The sequence below is a fragment of the Collinsella aerofaciens genome (assembly GCF_028206995.1).
Taxonomy (GTDB): domain Bacteria; phylum Actinomycetota; class Coriobacteriia; order Coriobacteriales; family Coriobacteriaceae; genus Collinsella; species Collinsella aerofaciens_AQ.
This window is the reverse complement of the sequence record NZ_JAQLFL010000001.1, coordinates 21141-37313: the sequence shown is the minus strand read 5'-3', so window position 1 is coordinate 37313 and position 16173 is coordinate 21141. Positions and strand designations below refer to the sequence as shown.

Annotated in this window: 16 protein-coding genes; 2 read left to right on the top strand and 14 right to left on the bottom strand. The window is 60.6% G+C overall.

The features are described from left to right. Positions 1–24 precede the first annotated feature (24 nt). On the top strand, positions 25–867 hold the full coding sequence (locus tag PMX60_RS00200) for a Cof-type HAD-IIB family hydrolase (RefSeq protein ID WP_271746475.1): 843 nt from the start codon (positions 25–27) through the stop codon (positions 865–867). Positions 868–984: 117 nt separating this feature from the next. Here the strand turns inward: PMX60_RS00200 and PMX60_RS00195 are convergent, their stop codons facing one another. From PMX60_RS00195 to PMX60_RS00180, 4 genes are all read right to left on the bottom strand, one after another. After that, positions 985–1779, bottom strand: a complete 795-nt coding sequence (locus PMX60_RS00195) for a Cof-type HAD-IIB family hydrolase (RefSeq protein WP_271746474.1) — start codon at positions 1777–1779, stop codon at positions 985–987. Between the two features lie 206 nt (positions 1780–1985). Continuing rightward, on the bottom strand, positions 1986–3806 hold the full coding sequence (locus PMX60_RS00190) for an adenine deaminase (RefSeq protein WP_271746473.1): 1821 nt from the start codon (positions 3804–3806) through the stop codon (positions 1986–1988). A gap of 355 nt (positions 3807–4161) precedes the next feature. After that, complete coding sequence (gene tyrS, locus PMX60_RS00185; protein ID WP_006235283.1) at positions 4162–5373, bottom strand: tyrosine--tRNA ligase; 1212 nt, start codon at positions 5371–5373, stop codon at positions 4162–4164. A 96-nt stretch (positions 5374–5469) separates the two neighbouring features. After that, entirely contained in the window at positions 5470–7428 is a 1959-nt protein-coding gene (locus tag PMX60_RS00180) for a peptidase U32 family protein (protein WP_271746472.1), read from the bottom strand. Between the two features lie 162 nt (positions 7429–7590). On the opposite strand from PMX60_RS00180, the gene PMX60_RS00175 reads away from it, so the two are divergent. After that, complete coding sequence (locus tag PMX60_RS00175; RefSeq protein ID WP_271746471.1) at positions 7591–9789, top strand: transglycosylase domain-containing protein; 2199 nt, start codon at positions 7591–7593, stop codon at positions 9787–9789. A 189-nt stretch (positions 9790–9978) separates the two neighbouring features. On the opposite strand, the gene PMX60_RS00170 is transcribed toward PMX60_RS00175, so the two are convergent. The 10 genes from PMX60_RS00170 to infA all read right to left on the bottom strand — a co-directional run bounded on the left by PMX60_RS00170 (position 9979) and on the right by infA (position 16046). Beyond that, positions 9979–10416: an arginine repressor gene (locus PMX60_RS00170; protein ID WP_006235280.1), complete on the bottom strand. Its 438-nt coding sequence runs from the start codon at positions 10414–10416 to the stop codon at positions 9979–9981. Positions 10417–10548: 132 nt separating this feature from the next. Continuing rightward, the gene (locus PMX60_RS00165) at positions 10549–11547 is read right to left on the bottom strand and encodes a glycosyltransferase family 2 protein (RefSeq protein WP_271746470.1); all 999 of its coding nucleotides are present in this window, start codon (positions 11545–11547) and stop codon (positions 10549–10551) included. A 203-nt stretch (positions 11548–11750) separates the two neighbouring features. Next, positions 11751–12575 carry a tRNA pseudouridine(38-40) synthase TruA gene (gene truA, locus PMX60_RS00160; protein WP_271746469.1) on the bottom strand — a complete coding sequence of 275 codons (825 nt, stop codon included), beginning with the start codon at positions 12573–12575 and terminating at the stop codon, positions 11751–11753. A gap of 92 nt (positions 12576–12667) precedes the next feature. Further along, positions 12668–13135, bottom strand: coding sequence for a 50S ribosomal protein L17 (gene rplQ / locus PMX60_RS00155; RefSeq protein ID WP_006235277.1), 468 nt, complete (start codon positions 13133–13135; stop codon positions 12668–12670). Between the two features lie 30 nt (positions 13136–13165). After that, the gene (locus PMX60_RS00150; protein WP_006235276.1) at positions 13166–14107 is read right to left on the bottom strand and encodes a DNA-directed RNA polymerase subunit alpha; all 942 of its coding nucleotides are present in this window, start codon (positions 14105–14107) and stop codon (positions 13166–13168) included. A 32-nt stretch (positions 14108–14139) separates the two neighbouring features. Beyond that, a complete protein-coding gene (rpsD, locus tag PMX60_RS00145) occupies positions 14140–14736 on the bottom strand; it encodes a 30S ribosomal protein S4 (RefSeq protein ID WP_006235275.1) in 597 nt (198 codons plus the stop codon). A 19-nt stretch (positions 14737–14755) separates the two neighbouring features. Beyond that, positions 14756–15160, bottom strand: a complete 405-nt coding sequence (gene rpsK, locus PMX60_RS00140) for a 30S ribosomal protein S11 (RefSeq protein ID WP_006235274.1) — start codon at positions 15158–15160, stop codon at positions 14756–14758. Positions 15161–15174: 14 nt separating this feature from the next. After that, the gene (gene rpsM, locus PMX60_RS00135) at positions 15175–15549 is read right to left on the bottom strand and encodes a 30S ribosomal protein S13 (RefSeq protein ID WP_022094275.1); all 375 of its coding nucleotides are present in this window, start codon (positions 15547–15549) and stop codon (positions 15175–15177) included. A 14-nt stretch (positions 15550–15563) separates the two neighbouring features. Continuing rightward, positions 15564–15677, bottom strand: a complete 114-nt coding sequence (gene rpmJ / locus PMX60_RS00130) for a 50S ribosomal protein L36 (protein ID WP_006363204.1) — start codon at positions 15675–15677, stop codon at positions 15564–15566. A gap of 150 nt (positions 15678–15827) precedes the next feature. Then, positions 15828–16046 (bottom strand): translation initiation factor IF-1, encoded by a 219-nt coding sequence (gene infA / locus PMX60_RS00125; RefSeq protein ID WP_035137443.1) that lies wholly within the window; start codon positions 16044–16046, stop codon positions 15828–15830. Positions 16047–16173: the final 127 nt, after the last annotated feature.

Here is a 16173-nt window from a genome sequence, read left to right as displayed (position 1 = left end):
TGCCAGTAGAAAGGGCTGCATCAAATGATTGTGTTTTCCGATATGGACGGAACGCTGCTGACGAGCGATAAGCAGATGAGCGACGCCACTTGGGCAATGCTCGACGAGCTCGCACATCGTAGCATCGAGTTTGTCCCCTGCACGGGGCGTCCGCTGTCGGGCATCTTTGAGCCCATTCTCGCCCATCCCGCCGTGCATTACGCGGTCTGTGCCAACGGCGCCAGCGTCTGGCAGCTCGACGACGATGTGCCCACCGACGCCTCGTGCGCCACGCGCATCTTGAACCGTCCGCTCGACCGTGGCATTGCCCACCGCATCCATCGCATTGCCGCCGGCCACGATGTGACCTTCGATATCTTCGCGGATGGACAGTGCTTCCTCCCCCGCTCGCTTTACGGGCGCCTGGATGAGTTCTGCGGCGGTGACCCCCACATCGCGGCTTCGCTCAAGCGCACACGAACACCGATCGACATGGATATCGACAGCAAGATCGACGAGGTCGAGACGCTCGAACGCATCGCCATGTACTGGCACGACCCGGCCGATCGCGACGCCATCGCAGCAGAGCTCGACACGCTCGGAGGCATTGAGGTCACGCGTTCGTACGCCATGAATATCGAGGTCATGGGTGAGGGCGCCACCAAGGGAACGGCCCTCACGTGGTTATGCGAGCATCTGGGCGAGCGTCTCGCCGACGCCTGGGCGTTCGGCGACAACATCAACGACATCCCCATGCTGCAGGCAGCGGGCCACGGCATGGCCATAATCAACGCCGAGCCCGAGGACCGCGACGCCGCCGACGCCATCACCGAATACGACAACGACCACGACGGCGTCGCCCGCACCATCATGGCCGCCCTCGCCTAGTCATTGGTAGTCATTGGGGACGTTCTTAAACGACTAGTCGTTGGGGACACTCTTCGCAAAAAGCTGCAAGGACTGTCCCCAGCTGCCGGCAGAAAGGGAACGTCCCCATCTGCCGGATTAGGAGAGACTCTCCAGCACGCGACGGAGCTCATGCTGAACGGCGTGGTCGCGGTTGCAGCCTACGACGCGATCGGCCACCGCCTTGAGCGCGGGGCGCGCGTTTTCCGTCGCGCAGCCCGTGCCGACAAAGCGAATGATCTCGTAGTCGTTCATCGAGTCGCCAAACGCCATGACCTCGTCGCGTCCAATGCCGTAATGCTCCGCGAGCTGTGCGATACCCGAGGCCTTCGACACACCAGGCTGCATGGCATCGATCCACGCGTTGCCCGAAGGCGCAAAAGTAAAGAGCTGACCAAGTTCGCGCTGTAGCACGTACGCACTGTCCATAACCGCACTGTCGTCGCAAAAGATACTCGCTTTGATGATATTTACGCTGGGATCGGGCAGCTCCCAAATACGCTCGGCATTGGGAAGGTCCTTATCGACCTCACGCACGAACTTGCACTCGTCATCGAGCAAGAAGGACTTGGTTCGGTCAAAAAGCGCAAGATGCAGATTGGGAAACGTCGCGACGGCCTGGGCGAGCCTTCGAATCGCCAGGTGCGAATACACCTCACGGTCTACCATCTTGCCGTCGGCGAAGACCTGGGCACCGTTAGCGGCGACAAAGTCCATCTTGTCGCGAACGGGCGCAAAGAACTCGCACAGGCGATCGTAGCGGCGGCCTGACGATGCGGCGAAATGCACGCCATGCTCGCGTAGCGCCAGAATCAGTTCGTAGGTCTCGGGAGGCACCTGGCCGTTTTCGTCAAGCAGTGTGCCATCCATATCGGATGCAATCAGTTTAAACATAGAAAAGCTCCCTTCGGACTTGTTGGAATCGAACGTGTATCCGATTCCAACGTACCCAAAGGGAGCTCAAATAAGACTCCGCGGGCGTAAACGTTACAAGGACCTGGCAAATAGCTCACACATGTCAGAGGTCCCACAATCGCAGCGTCAGGCGACACGCCAAAGAGTGTCCCCGACGACTAGTCATTTAAGAACGTCCCCGATGACTAGTCGGCGTAGGTGAAGGTCGTGACGTCGAACATGCCCTCGGGGCGGATGCGGAGCGTCGGGATGACCGGCAGGGGCAGGAAGATGATGCCCATGATGGGGTCGAGCGGCGGCTCAATACCCATGGCGCGCGCCTTGACCATAAAGTCGTCGTGCTGCGCGGCAACGTCCTCGGCCGTGCCTTCGCTCATAAGGCCACCGAGCGCCAGCGGAATGCGCGCCACGACCTCGCCGTTACGCACCAGCACGTGACCGCCCTGGCCCACGGCCTCGACAGCAGCCATCATATCGGCGGCATTGTCGCCCACCACGCACACGTTGTGCGAGTCGTGGCCGATCGTGGAGGCAATGGCGCCACCCGTGATGGTAAAGCCGCGCACCCAGCCGCGACCGATATGCTTACCGACCAGGCCCAGGCCAGCGGGGCCGTCGCCGTCGGCGCCCTCGGCCTGCAGCGACGCGCCGCGGCCATGGCGCTCAATCAGCATAATGCGACGCAAGTCCTCGTCAGTCTCGGGACGAACCATGCCCGTGATGGCCTTACCCGGCACCACGTCAATCACGGCCTCGCCCTGCTTAAAGGCATAGTCGAATACGTCGAGCGAAAGCTTCGGCAGCTTAACGGAGGCGCGCAGCTCATCGGCAAGGGCCTCAACCTCGGCCATCTCGGGTGCAATCTCGCCCACAAAGGTGCCGTCCTGCGCCACCAGGGCACCGGCGGCATATACGCGATGCGGAGCCGTAGCAAACGTCAAGTCATTGAGCACCAGCAGGTCGGCACGCTTGCCCGGGGCAATCGCACCACGGAGCTCGTGCGGGTCGCAGCAGCCGTGATCCAGGCCAAACGCCTCGGCCGTGGAGAGGGACGCCATAGAGATAGCGACCACGGGGTCGATACCGGCCTCAATCGCCACGCGGCAGGCATTGTCGATCATGCCGGTCGCAAGCGCATCGGAAGGGGCGCGGTCGTCAGTCGCAAAGCAGCAGCGGCGGGCGCGCGCGGGATTCTCCAGCAGCATCGGCGACAGGTTGGCCAGGTCATGGCTGCACGTACCCTCGCGCAGCATCACGTACATGCCACGAGACAGCTTGTCGAGCGCCTCCTCGGGAATCGTCGACTCGTGGTCGGCGATAATGCCCGCCGCGGCATAGGCATTGAGGTCCTTGCCGGCAACGAGTGGCGCATGGCCGTCGACCTGCTTGGACGGCGTCTGGTTGGCAGCGTCGATACGAGCACAGGTCTCGGGATCGGCCATAAAGACGCCCGGCAGGTTCATCATCTCGCCCAGACCAAAGACATCGCCCGGATGCTCGGCAAAAAACGCCTGCATATCGGCAGCCGAAATAACGGCACCGGCCTGCTCATCGGGCAGCGCGGGCACGCACGAAGGCATCATGTACTTGATGGAGATGGGTGCGCGGCGGCCATCCTCAATCATAAAGCGCAAGCCGTCGAGACCGGCAACATTGGCAATCTCGTGGCTGTCGGCAATGGCGGTGGTGGTACCGCGCGTCGCGGCCATGCGAGCATACTCGGCGGGACGGATGTTCGAAGACTCGATATGCAGATGTCCGTCAATAAAACCGGGAGCGAGATAGCGACCCTGGCAGTCGATGACCTCAGTTGCCTCGTAGGTGCCAGCGGCATCGTCGCGACCATCGTAGAGCACGCCGACGATCACACCGTCCTTGACGGCAACGCTACCGGACGCCACACGCTGGCCATACACGTCGACGATCTGTGCATTGGTAAACAGCGTGTCGACGGGCACGCGCCCCTCGGCGGCCTCGATCACAGACCTCATGACCTCAACGGACATACATACTCCTTTAGCCGTAGAAAAAGCTGCGGAGCGGACAGACCTTCACCGCAGCAAACCAATAGCCATTGTATGCCCAAACGATGGGTCAACAATACGCCCCTCCGCTTAACGGCACACGCCACTTGGTGCAATGGGGACTGCCGCTGAGCACCAATACAAGGAGTGTCCCAAAGTGTCAACAACGGGAGCGCCGATGTTTTGGCAACGACAGCGAGCGGGCCGCATTTGAGACAAGGTGACGTGAAACGAAAGGGCGCTGACCTTCTGGTCGCGCCCTTGAAGTTGAACGTCAGATTGTCCAAATGCGGCCCGCGCAGCGTCGGCCGGCCCGCCGTTCGTTAGAACGGCGGAACTAAATCAACTTGAAGCCCTTGCGCTTGCCCACGGAGAGGGTGTCGCCCAGCTTGAGGGCGCTGGGATCGATGTTATAGCTCTTGGGAGCCACGGCCTTGCCGTTGATCTTGACGCCGCCGCCGTCGATATCGCGGCGGGCCTGGCCGGCGCTAGCAGAAAGACCCAGGTCCTTGAGCAGGCCGGCGAGGTAGATCTGGCCCTCGTCGTTGACGGTCAGCTCAACGTGCTTCTCGGGGAAGTCGGCGAGCTGGCCCTCCTTGAACACGCGGTCGAACTCGGCCTGAGCCTCGTCGCCGGCACCGGCGCCGTGGTAGGTGTCGCACAGGTCGCGACCCAGAGCGCGCTTGAGCTCGTAGGGGTCGGCAGAACCATCGGCCAGGGCAGCGTCGATCTTGTCGACCTCGGCCGGGGTGAGCGAGCTCGCCAGGCGGTAGTACTTGCCGATCATCTCGTCGGGGATGGACATGGTCTTGCCGAACATATCCTTGGGAGCGTCGGTCAGGCCGATGTAGTTGCCATAGGACTTGGACATCTTGCGCACGCCGTCGGTGCCCTCGAGCAGCGGCATGGTGAGCGCGATCTGCGGCTCCATGCCCATCTTCTCCATGAGCTCGCGGCCGGCGAGCAGGTTGAAGAGCTGGTCGGTGCCGCCCATCTCCACGTCGGCCTTAATCTGAACGGAGTCGAAGGCCTGCATCACGGGGTACAGGAACTCGTGCAGGGCGATCGGCGTCTGAGACTGGTAGCGCTTAGTAAAGTCGTCGCGCTCAAGGATGCGGGCGACGGTGAACTTGGAGCATACCTGCAGCAGACCGGCCAGGTCCATCGAAAGGATCCAGTCACCGTTGTGCACGATGGTGGTCTTCTCGGGATCCAGGATCTTCATAGCCTGGCTCACGTAGGTCTCGGCATTGGCCTCGATCTGCTCCTGCGAAAGCTGCGGACGCGTGGAGTTCTTGCCCGAGGGGTCGCCGATCAGCGCGGTGCCGTTGCCGATGATGAGGGTAACGTTGTGGCCCAGGTCCTGGAACTGACGCATCTTGCGCAGCGGCACGGCGTGGCCCAGGTGCAGGTCGGGGCTGGTGGGATCGACGCCGAGCTTGATGTTGAGGGGCTCGCCCTTCTCAAGCTTCTTGCGAAGGTCGGCCTCGGGGACGATCTGCGCGGCGCCCGAGGTGATGATACGCATTTGCTCGTCAACAGACAGCATTGGGTATCCTCCTTTTGCTATAGCACCCTCACCGGATACGGCGGTGCTGGAAGTCCATAAACTCTCATATGATAACAAACTGACGCGACGCGGCACCTACGACAGGAAAATCCTCGTCCTGCCGCACGCGTCAACGGCGACCGGCAGACGTGTACCGTCACGCTCGACCAGATAGCGTACCTGCCGACGGCGCAAGCAGTCGCGGCAACGGACCTGTCCCGTCGCATCGGTAGCGCAGACGCCCTCGGCGGTCAGCAGGCAGTGCTCGCACACCATAAGCTCGGGACGGTCGGCGTCGACCGGACCCCAGACGCCGGGTTCAGCAGCCAGTTCGGCAATACGCTCCGCATCATTGCCGAGCAACTCGGCCGGCAAGTACACCCGCCCCGCACCGAGTCCGCGCAGCCAGGTAAGCGTGGCCCGATTCGCGCAGAACACCGGCGCCGCCACGTCAAACGTCACGCCCAGCTCGCGAGCGATCACCACCTGTCCCAGGTTGCGGCAGACAACGCGCCCGGCACGCTGCATCAGTGAGCGGGTCCGGTCAGCGTCACCCGTGCGGCACACCTCGTCAAGCACCACAACGGCGTCGGACAAATCGAGTTCTCCGCGCGGGTCGGCATCCATCAGTTGCCAAGCAAAAACCATGCGAGCGGGAGCCGCGCACTCCACCAACTCCGTCGACGCACCGCCATCCACCGCAACGTCCTCAAAGGGCAGTACCTCAACGGCACGTGCAACGGGCGCAATCGCATCTGCCTCGGCCCGCATGCGCTCCAACACCGCCGCCGTCTGATCCAACACGCCGGCGCTGCGAATCAGGTACACCTCGCAGCCCGCGTCCACCTTACGCTTGCAATGCACGACGACGCGCTTCCCCGCTGCGGCATCCACCGGGCAGGGCACCTGCGGCCAGCGCTTGGGCACATCGGAATGCGCGTCGGCACCCGGATAGAACCGAATCTCGAGCGTGTCACCCGCCGCCACGGCGGCATCGAGCTCGACGGTCACTTCCTCGTGGCCAACGGCCACCAGGCGTCCCACGCGCACACCTTGGTTGATCGCACGCTCAAAGCTCATAAGCTCGGCGCCCGAACGCCCCCGCAGATACGCGTCGGTAAACCCACGGTTGAACGACCTTCCCAGCTCGCGCTCAAGCTCTTCCACGGCACCGGGGTCCCACGCGCCGTCGCACAGCATATCGAGCGCCCGGCGCCACACCCGCACCACGTTGAATACGTAATCGGGGTTCTTCATGCGCCCCTCGATCTTGAGCGACGCCGCGCCGGCATCTACAAGCTCGGGCAGATGCGCAATACCCAGATAGTCGCGCGGGCACAGCAGGCGATCTCCCTCGACGGCGACAACACTCTGTCCCGCCTCGTCCACCAGGTCGTACGCCAGACGGCACGGCTGCGTGCAGTCGCCGCGCATCGCCGAGCGCCCACGCCGCAGGGCCGAGAACTCGCACGCCCCCGAATATCCGATGCAAATCGCACCGTGGCAGAATACCTCGATGGGCACGCCCGTGGCACATAGCGCCGCAATCTCGTCGACCGTCAGCTCGCGTGCCGTCGTCACGCGCTCGACCCCAAGCTCATCGGCGGCAAGCCGCACGGCGCTCTCGCTATGAGCGCCCGCCTGCGTGGACAGGTGAATCTCGACCCCGGGAATCGCCGCGCGCAGTGCACAGGCCAGCCCGGCATCGGCGACAATCAGAGCATCGGCGCCCAGCTCCAGTGCATGAGCTCCCAACGCCACCGCGTCGGACAACTCATCGTCAAACACGAACACGTTGAGCGTTACGTACACACGCACGCCATGGACATGCGCCACGGCGCAGCCGCGCGCAAACTCGTCATCGGTAAAACCGTGCGCGCTCACGCGGGCGTTAAAGCCGCCCAACCCCGCATAGATGGCATCGGCACCCGCGGCGATGGCCGCAAGCATCTGGTCGAGTCCGCCCGCCGGCGCCAGCAGCTCGGGCAGCGCCGCACCGGTAGCATCCAATCCAGTCTCGTATTGTCCGCTCGGCCCCATAGCCCGAATCGCCATCGGAAAACTCCTTACCAAGGTATGCATTCACTCTGAAAAATGCCGTCTTCCAGCATACACGAGGCCTCGCGCGCCCCGTTTGGTTTATCGTGTAATAACTTATGTCCATCCTGCCCCGACGGCACGTCCGCCGTCCGGCACGACATACCTGGAGGTCAATATATGGGTCCTCGCCAACGACAGGGACGCAGCCGTTCAAAGACGCACGCTCTGCCCATAATCCTGCTCTCGTTTTTGGGCTTTTTGCTTATCGCGGGCGTGGCATTTGGCATCGGCATGGTCGGCAACGTCAACCGCTGGCTGTCCGATCTGCCCGACTACACCGACGCCAACGCGTATCTGGTGAGCGAGCCCACCGAGATCGTCGACTGCAACGGCAACAAGATTGCGAGCTTCTACACGCAAAACCGCAAGTCCATCACCAAGGACGAGGTCTCCCCCTACGTGCTGCAGGGCACCGTTGACGTCGAGGACGAGCGCTTCTACGAGCACGGCGGTATCGACCTGTGGGGTATCGCGCGTGCTGCGGTGGCAACCCTCGGCGGCGGACACGAAGGCGCCTCGACTATCACCCAGCAGCTGGTGCGCAACACCATCCTGCAGGAGGAGCAGTTCGACTCGACCATCGAGCGTAAGGTGCGCGAGGCCTACATCGCCGTCAAGATGGAGGACATGTACTCCAAAGACGAGATCCTCATGATGTACCTCAACACCATCTACTACGGCCACGGCGCCTACGGCATCGAGGCCGCAGCCGAGACCTATCTGTCCAAGAGTGCCGCCGACCTCACCCTCAGCGAGGCCGCGCTGCTCATCGGCCTTCCCAACTCGCCCTCGCAGTACGACCCCACGGTCAACCCCGACCTAGCGCTGTCCCGTCGCAACAAGGTCCTCGACAACATGTTGCGCCTGGGCCACATCACGCAGGAGGAGCACGATGCCGCACAGGCCGAGCCCATCACCCTCAACGTGACCGAGATTTCGGGCAGCGGCGTCGACGTATACTCGCAGCCCTACTTTGTCGCCTATGTTAAGCAGCTGCTGGAGCATGAGTTCTCGACCGACGTGCTCTTTAAGGGCGGCCTGACCGTCAAGACCACCATCGACCCCACGATGCAGCAGGTGGCAGAGAATGCCGTCCGCGAGCAGCTCGACACACTCTCACTCGACGGCCTGGACATGGGCATGGTCGTCGTCGACCCCAAGACCGGCTACATCAAGTGCATGGTGGGCGGCTACGACTACAACGCCGACGAGAACCACGTAAACCATGCCACAGCCAAGCGTCCCGTCGGCTCCACCTTCAAGGCCTTTACGCTGGCAACTGCCATCCAAAACGGCATGAACCCCAACGTCACCCTCAACTGCAACTCGCCGCTCAAGGCCAAGGGCACCACGACCGAGGTCCAAAACTACGCCAACCATAGCTATGGCAACATCACGCTTAAGCAGGCAACGGCATACTCCTCCAACACCGGCTACATCCAGGTGGCGGAAGCCGTCGGCAACAGCAAGATCATCTCACTCGTCAAAAAGCTCGGCATCGATCCCGCCAAGGACAACATCGAGGACGTTCCCGTCATGACGCTCGGCACCGGCTCGATCTCGCCGCTCGAGATGGCCGCTGCCTACGCGACGTTTGCCAACGGCGGCTACTATCGCCAGCCGATCGCCATCACCGAGATTGACTCTCGTACCGGTTCGGTGCTGTACCAGCACACCGACAATCCCTCACAGGTGCTTACCGAGGGCGAGGCCGCCGCGGTCACCGATGTTCTGTCCGGCGTCATGCAGGGCGGCGGTACGGGTGCTGCCGGCGCCCTGAGCGTCAACCAGCCCTATGCCGGCAAGACGGGCACCACCGACAACACCACCAACCTGTGGTTCTGCGGCTATACCCCGCAGCTGGCGTGCGCTCTGTGGACCGGCTATTCCGCGGGCGAGATCCCCATCCAAAAATACGGCACAGATCTGCTGGGCGACAGCACCAACCTGCCTGTCTTTAAGCGGTTTATGAACACCGTTCTGACCGGTACCGAGCGCGAGGAGTTTGCGACCGGAACGGCGCCCACCTACAAGAACAACAGCGTCTGGAAGTTCTACGGCACCAACAACTCCAAGAAGACGGAGAACGACGACAAGGACGAGAACGAGGACGAAGAGGAAACCACCACAACGACTACCACGACGACCACGACCACCGAGACCACGGGCGGCGACACCACCGGCGGCACCGGTACGACCGGTGGCTCGACGGGCGGCTCCACTGGTGGTTCGACCGGCGGCGATGGCGGCACGCCTACGCCTACGCCTACACCCACTCCCGACCCCTCGCCCACGCCTGACGATACGGTCGGCTAGAAATCATCTGGCCATAAGCAACAAGGCCCCCGAGCAGCTTATTAAACTGCTCGGGGGCCTTTTTTGTTTAAAGCGACCTGATGGGCGGTCTTTATACCGGCAGACAAAAAAGGGGGTACCGACCAACGTCGATACCCCTTACAAGCCACTATGTCAGCGCGCACAGTGCCGAGCGCACGACCCGCACGCCTACTTGCGAGAATTGCTCAGCTTATTGATCAGCGCCTCAAGACGCTCGCCGTCCTCGGCCGTCTGGGCAATAACCAAAATCGTATCGTTGCCGGCAAGCGAGCCAAGCACATCGGGCAGCTCTGCCGCATCAACAGCGGCGGCGATGCCGGAAGCCGTGCCAGGCTGAGCCTTAATCATAACCAGATTATCGGTGCGCAGAACGCCCGTTACGAGCTCGGAAACCATACGCTGCAGATGCAGGTCCTCTGCCAGAACATAGATGCCCTCAGGGAGCTTACGCAGCCCCATATCGGCAATATCGCGAGAGACAGTCGCCTGCGTGCAATCAAAGCCCATAGCGCGGAGCTCATCGACCAGCACGCGCTGCGTGCGAACGTCCTTATTGCGCACAATATCTCTAATGGCATCCTGGCGCCCATTGCGTTTTTTAGCCATACAAACCCTCTCTCCAAAAGATGGCGGAGACAATCAATCAGTGATTGAATAGTTTAACGCTATTTGAAGGCTTTTGTGTATAAGAACGCATTTCGAAACAATTCTATGCAAATTTGTTTCGAAATGAGCCGTTTAGGCGGTTTTTGCGCCCGTCCGGTTAAGAAAAGCTGCCAGATGCGTACATATCACGCAGCGCGCGGGCTTGGCGCTGGCGATCGGCCCAAACAACAGACCGAGTCCCCGATGGTTATCCTTGAGCGCGGCGACCATCTGACGGGTTCGAGGCGCCTCGAGCATATCACGCATGCGGGCGGAACGCTCGATTGACGACACCCCATGCGGGCTCAGACACAAATTCTCGATGCAGGCGACCAGTCCGGCAAAGTAGAACTTCTGGCTTGCCAGCTTGAGCCGACCACCGCTATCTGCTTCCGAGAGTGAGTCCGCAAGCTCGTCGAGCGCTCGGGTATCATCGGATACCTTGGCATACATGGTGGGATCAAAGGCATCTGTAAGCTTAGGTGCCGCCGCGTGGAAACAAGCATCGCCGCAGCCGGACACGCATCGTGCCTGCGAAAGCGCGCATGCCATAAACCCAACTGTGCGAAACACCTTGTCGCACAAAAGGCATGCCTCAAACAGCGAGCGGCTGTACATCACGCCAGAGGTCTGAACGACAAGGCCGCCTAAAATCAACTGAGGCAGCCCGGCCACCATCGAAGATTTGCCATCAATGGAAATATGAGCAGCATCCAAGACGCGCGAATGACGCTCGCGATGCACATCGTATCGATCGAGCGACACCGAGGGGAGCACAATGTCTGCCGCAGTATCGCACGCGATATCGACCATCTTGGAAAGGGTCTGCGGAGCAAACCACTCATCGGCGTTCATGGCGATGATTTGAGAGCCACGCGAGGCAGCAAAACCGGCACGAAGACAAGCACCGCGCTTCGCGTCCTCGACGTCAATCAAATCAATATGGATGTCCCTGTCGGCAGCAACTTGAAGCGAATGGCGCACACCGGGCGCAGCATCGCGGCAAACAACGACAATCTGCAAATCGTAGAGGTCTTGGTTCTGGATACTCTCGAGCGCACGCATCGCATAGCTGGGCGAACCTTCTACCACAAGGATCACCGAAAGTCGCGGATGCGAGCCACGTCGAACCAAGTTATCCGTCCTCTCGACAGCAATGAATCAAACCGTGGTTCATGGTACACCCCGACAATAAAAGCAATTAGACACCGGTTGTATTGCACGCCAAGAACAGATGTTGCACACGCGCAGCCCACAGATGACGGGTGTCGACGCACGACGCGTCGAGCCCTCCCCTAGTCGAGCACGACGAGCTCGGCGGGATCGTAATCCACGCCCATAAACGTAAGGCCGCAGGCAGGAGCCGTGGGGCCCGCAGCGGTACGGTCGCAAGCATCGATGACCTCGCGAATCCACTCGGATTCACGGCGATGCATGCCAATCTCGACAAGCGTGCCCACGATCGTGCGGACCATCGAATGCAGAAACGCATTGCCCTCGATGGTAAACGTCAGGATGTCCTCGCCAAACGCAACCTCATGGCCAAACTCGGCACGCATCACGCAGCGATGCGTGGGCTTGCCAACGGCCGAGGCAACCTTGCAAAAGCTTTTAAAGTCCTGCTCGCCCAGCAGCGCGGGGCAGGCAGCAGACATAGCCTCAACATCCAAGGGATAGCGATGCCACCACACGGCACCCCGTGAGAGCACGGGACGCGCGTCGCGATCGGCAATACGGTACGTATACGTACGGGAACGCGCATCAAAGCGTGCAGAAAAGCCTTTACGGGCCCTGTAGACCTCGTTTATGGCGACATCTTTCGGCAGCAGAGCATCCATGGCCCTCAGCCACCTACGGCGCGTCAGCGCAAGCTCAGCGTCCGTTACGGGCACGCTGATGTACTGCGCCACCGCATGCACGCCGGCATCGGTGCGCCCCGCACACGTCAGGTCGATCGGACGGCGCAGGAGCGTCTCGATAGCGCGGCGCAGCTCGCCCGCAACCGTCGTCTGACCAGGCTGCTCGGCAAAGCCGCTATACGGCGAGCCATCGTAGCCCACGCGAAAGACGAGCGTGGCATCGAGCTCGGAAATCGAATTGAAATCAGACGGCGCAGTCATGGGCGCTCCCAACAAACAAGTAACGGTATCGCGACAAAAAAAGAGGGGTACGCGAACGTACCCCTCGAATATAGCCTATGCAGACGGAAAGTCTACTCAGCGGTCTCCTCAGCAGGAGCCTCCTCGACGGCCTCGACCTTCTTGGGAGCAGCGGCCTTCTTGGGGGCCGGAGCGGCCTTCTTGGCCTTAGGCGTGCAAGGCTCGGTGACGAGCTCCATGATAACGATGGGAGCATTGTCGCCCTTACGGTTACCGAGCTTCATGATGCGGGTGTAACCGCCGTTGCGGTCCTGCCACATGCCCTGAGCAGCCTTGTCGAAGATCTCGGCAACGAGCTGCTTATCGCCGAGCTTGGCAATAGCCAGACGACGAGAGTGCAGGTCGCCCTTCTTGGCCCAAGTGATGATCGGGTCGACGACCGAACGCAGCGCCTTAGCGCGGGTCTCGGTGGTCTTGATGCGGTCGTTCTCGAAGAGGGCCTTAGCAAGGCTCTTCTTCATGGCCTTGGTGTGGCTCGCATCGGTGCCGAGCTTCAGGCCCTTCTTAACGTTGTGACGCATGGTCTAGTTTCTCCTCAAATATGCGAAGCATTAAGCCTTCAGGCTCAGGCCCATGGACTCAAGCTTGTCCTTCACTTCCTCGATCGACTTAACACCGAAGTTACGGATGTTGAGCAGATCGTTCTCCGAGAACTCAACGAGCTGACGGACCGAGTGAATGCTGGCGCGCTTAAGGCAGTTGTAGGAACGGACGGAAAGGTCCAGATCCTCGATCTGCTTGTCCAGCTCGGCGTTGTCGTTGGTGACCTCGGGAGCGAAGATCGAAGCCTCCTCCTCGACCTCGGGGGTCTCGGCAAGGTTCATAAAGGCGGCCATATGCTGGTTGATGATATTGGCAGCCTGGACCACGGCGTCGCGCGGGGCGATGGAGCCGTTGGTCTCGATCTCGAGGACAAGGCGGTCGTAGTCGGTGTGCTGACCGACACGGCAAGCCTCAACGAGCTTGGCGCAACGGGAAACCGGCGAGTACAGCGAGTCGACGTGGATCACACCGATGGGATCGTTGTCGCGCTTGTTGGCCTCGCCAGAAACATAGCCGCGGCCATAGCCGATGCGCATGCTCATGGTGAGATGGCCACCCTCGGTGAGCGTAGCGATGTGCTGCTCGGGGTTGACCAGCTCAAACTCGGACGGAATAAAGAAGTCCGCACCGGTGACCTCGCAGGGGCCGTCAACCGAGATGGTGGCGGTCGCCTCGTCGGTCGTGCCGAGAGCCCTGAAGACAAGACCCTTGACATTCAGGACGATGTCGGTGACATCCTCGACCATGTTAGGGATGGTCATGAACTCGTGCTGCGCACCATCGATCTGAATAGCCTCGACGGCGGCACCCTCGAGCGAGGACAGAAGAACGCGACGAAGGGAGTTACCCAGCGTATCGCCGTAACCACGCTCGAGCGGCTCGACGGAGACACGAGCAGACGTCTCGTTGATCTCTTCGACCTGAACCTGAGGCCTAATGAATTCTGACATGTATTACCTCCAGCCTCAGCAGCCCGGATGGACTACTTAGAGTAGAGCTCGACGATGAGCTGCTCGTTGATATCACCGCTGATCTGCTCACGCGTCGGCAGAGCGAGCACGTTACCAGACAGCTTCTCGATATCGACCTCGAGCCAGCCAGGGACCTCAAAGCGCTCGGAGGAAATCAGGGCCTCCTTGATGGGGAGGAGGTCACGGAACTTCTCGCCGACAGCGACGACGTCGCCGGCCTTGACGCGGTAGGACGGGATGTCCACGCGCTTGCCGTTCACGGTGAAGTGACCGTGACGGACGGACTGACGAGCCTCTTTGCGGGTGCGGGCGAAGCCAAGACGGAAGACGACATTGTCGAGGCGAGACTCAAGGATAATCATGAGGTTCTCACCGGTGACGCCGTTCATCTTGCGGGCCTTGTTGAAGTAGCCGTGGAACTGCTTCTCCAGAACGCCATAGATGAACTTGACCTTCTGCTTCTCGCGCAGCTGCATGCCGTACTCAGATTCCTTGCGACGGCGCTTGGGCTGACGGATAGATTCCTTCTTGCTGCTGTAACCGAGCTCAGCGGGATCGATCCCGAGCTGACGGCAGCGCTTAAGAACAGGAGTCCTGTCGATTGCCATATTGATACGATCCTTTCAGTTACACGCGGCGACGCTTCTTGGGGCGGCAGCCGTTGTGCGGAATGGGGGTCTTGTCCTGGATGCTCGAGACCTCGAGGCCAGCAGCCTGGAGGGAGCGGATGGCGGTCTCACGACCGGAGCCGGGGCCCTTGACGAAGACGGAAACCTTCTTCATACCGTGCTCCATGGCCTGCTTGGCAGCAGCCTCGGCAGCCATCTGGGCAGCGAACGGCGTGGACTTACGGGAGCCCTTGAAGCCCACCTGGCCAGCCGACTTCCAGGAAATGACGTTGCCCTGGGGATCGGTGATCGAAACGATCGTGTTGTTGAACGTAGAACGAATGTGAGCCTGGCCCACGGAAATGTTCTTACGGTCCGCGCGCTTCAGACGGGCAGCGCGAACGTTCTTCTTAGCAGTAGCCATCTATCTAGCGCTCCTTATTTCTTCTTCTTAGCACCGATCTGACGCTTCGGGCCCTTGCGGGTACGAGCGTTAGTGTGGGTGCGCTGGCCGCGGACCGGGAGGCCCTTGCGGTGACGAAGGCCGCGGTTGCAGCCGATGTCCATAAGGCGCTTGACGTTCTGGTTGCGCTCACGGCGGAGGTCGCCCTCAACCATGATCTGGTTCTTATCGATATAATCGCGGATGGCGTTAACCTCATCCTCGGTGAGGTCCTTAACGCGCGTATCCACGTTAACGTTGCACTCGACGCAAATCTTCGTCGCAGTGGTGCGGCCGATGCCGTAAATGTAGGTCAGACCGATCTCAACGCGCTTCTCACGCGGGAGGTCGACACCATTAATACGGGCCAACGTAGTCTCCTCTCTTAACCCTGACGCTGCTTATGACGGGGGTTCTCGCAAATGACGAGGACCTTGCCATGGCGCCTAATGATTTTGCACTTATCGCACATCTTCTTGACCGAAGGACGTACCTTCATCGTTCTTCCTTTCGGTAGCGCTCAAACTACTTCCCTACTATCTACTCGCCCAGCCGCAGGCGTTTAAAACTATGGCTGGTCTTCACACACAATCCGACCGTAGGTTGAGCTAAGCCTGCAGCCGGAAATGGAGTGCGTGTATGCGTGCCGCTATTTGTAGCGATAGGTGATGCGGCCGCGGGTCAGGTCGTACGGGGAAAGCTCCACGACAACCCTGTCACCGGGGAGAATGCGGATGTAATTCATTCGGATCTTGCCAGAAATGTTGCACAGAACCGAATGACCGTTCTCGAGCTCGACCTTAAACATGGCGTTGGGCAGCGGCTCTTTTACCGTACCCTCGAGCTCAATTGCGTCTTCCTTCTTCACAAGCAATCATCTTTCTCTAGAAAACGACAGCAATTGAGTATTCTACAACACGTATGCACGCATCGTAATAACTTCGTAATGGCTCCACAACTAAATGGAACTTGTTACATTTGAAATGTTAAAGCGT

Bases quoted from the DNA above. Each gene is read 5' to 3' on its own strand.
- PMX60_RS00180 (WP_271746472.1), bottom strand. From the start codon at position 7,428: ATGGCGATTCGGGCTATGGGGCCGAGCGGACAATACGAGACTGGATTG.
- rplQ (WP_006235277.1), bottom strand. From the start codon at position 13,135: ATGCGTCACAACGTTAAGAAGGGCCTGAAGCTCGGCACCGATGCGAGC.
- PMX60_RS00150 (WP_006235276.1), bottom strand. From the start codon at position 14,107: ATGTCAGAATTCATTAGGCCTCAGGTTCAGGTCGAAGAGATCAACGAG.
- tyrS (WP_006235283.1), bottom strand. From the start codon at position 5,373: ATGCTGTCTGTTGACGAGCAAATGCGTATCATCACCTCGGGCGCCGCG.
- PMX60_RS00195 (WP_271746474.1), bottom strand. From the start codon at position 1,779: ATGTTTAAACTGATTGCATCCGATATGGATGGCACACTGCTTGACGAA.
- PMX60_RS00190 (WP_271746473.1), bottom strand. From the start codon at position 3,806: ATGTCCGTTGAGGTCATGAGGTCTGTGATCGAGGCCGCCGAGGGGCGC.
- PMX60_RS00170 (WP_006235280.1), bottom strand. From the start codon at position 10,416: ATGGCTAAAAAACGCAATGGGCGCCAGGATGCCATTAGAGATATTGTG.
- truA (WP_271746469.1), bottom strand. From the start codon at position 12,575: ATGACTGCGCCGTCTGATTTCAATTCGATTTCCGAGCTCGATGCCACG.
- PMX60_RS00200 (WP_271746475.1), top strand. From the start codon at position 25: ATGATTGTGTTTTCCGATATGGACGGAACGCTGCTGACGAGCGATAAG.
- PMX60_RS00175 (WP_271746471.1), top strand. From the start codon at position 7,591: ATGGGTCCTCGCCAACGACAGGGACGCAGCCGTTCAAAGACGCACGCT.
- rpsK (WP_006235274.1), bottom strand. From the start codon at position 15,160: ATGGCTACTGCTAAGAAGAACGTTCGCGCTGCCCGTCTGAAGCGCGCG.
- rpsD (WP_006235275.1), bottom strand. From the start codon at position 14,736: ATGGCAATCGACAGGACTCCTGTTCTTAAGCGCTGCCGTCAGCTCGGG.
- rpmJ (WP_006363204.1), bottom strand. From the start codon at position 15,677: ATGAAGGTACGTCCTTCGGTCAAGAAGATGTGCGATAAGTGCAAAATC.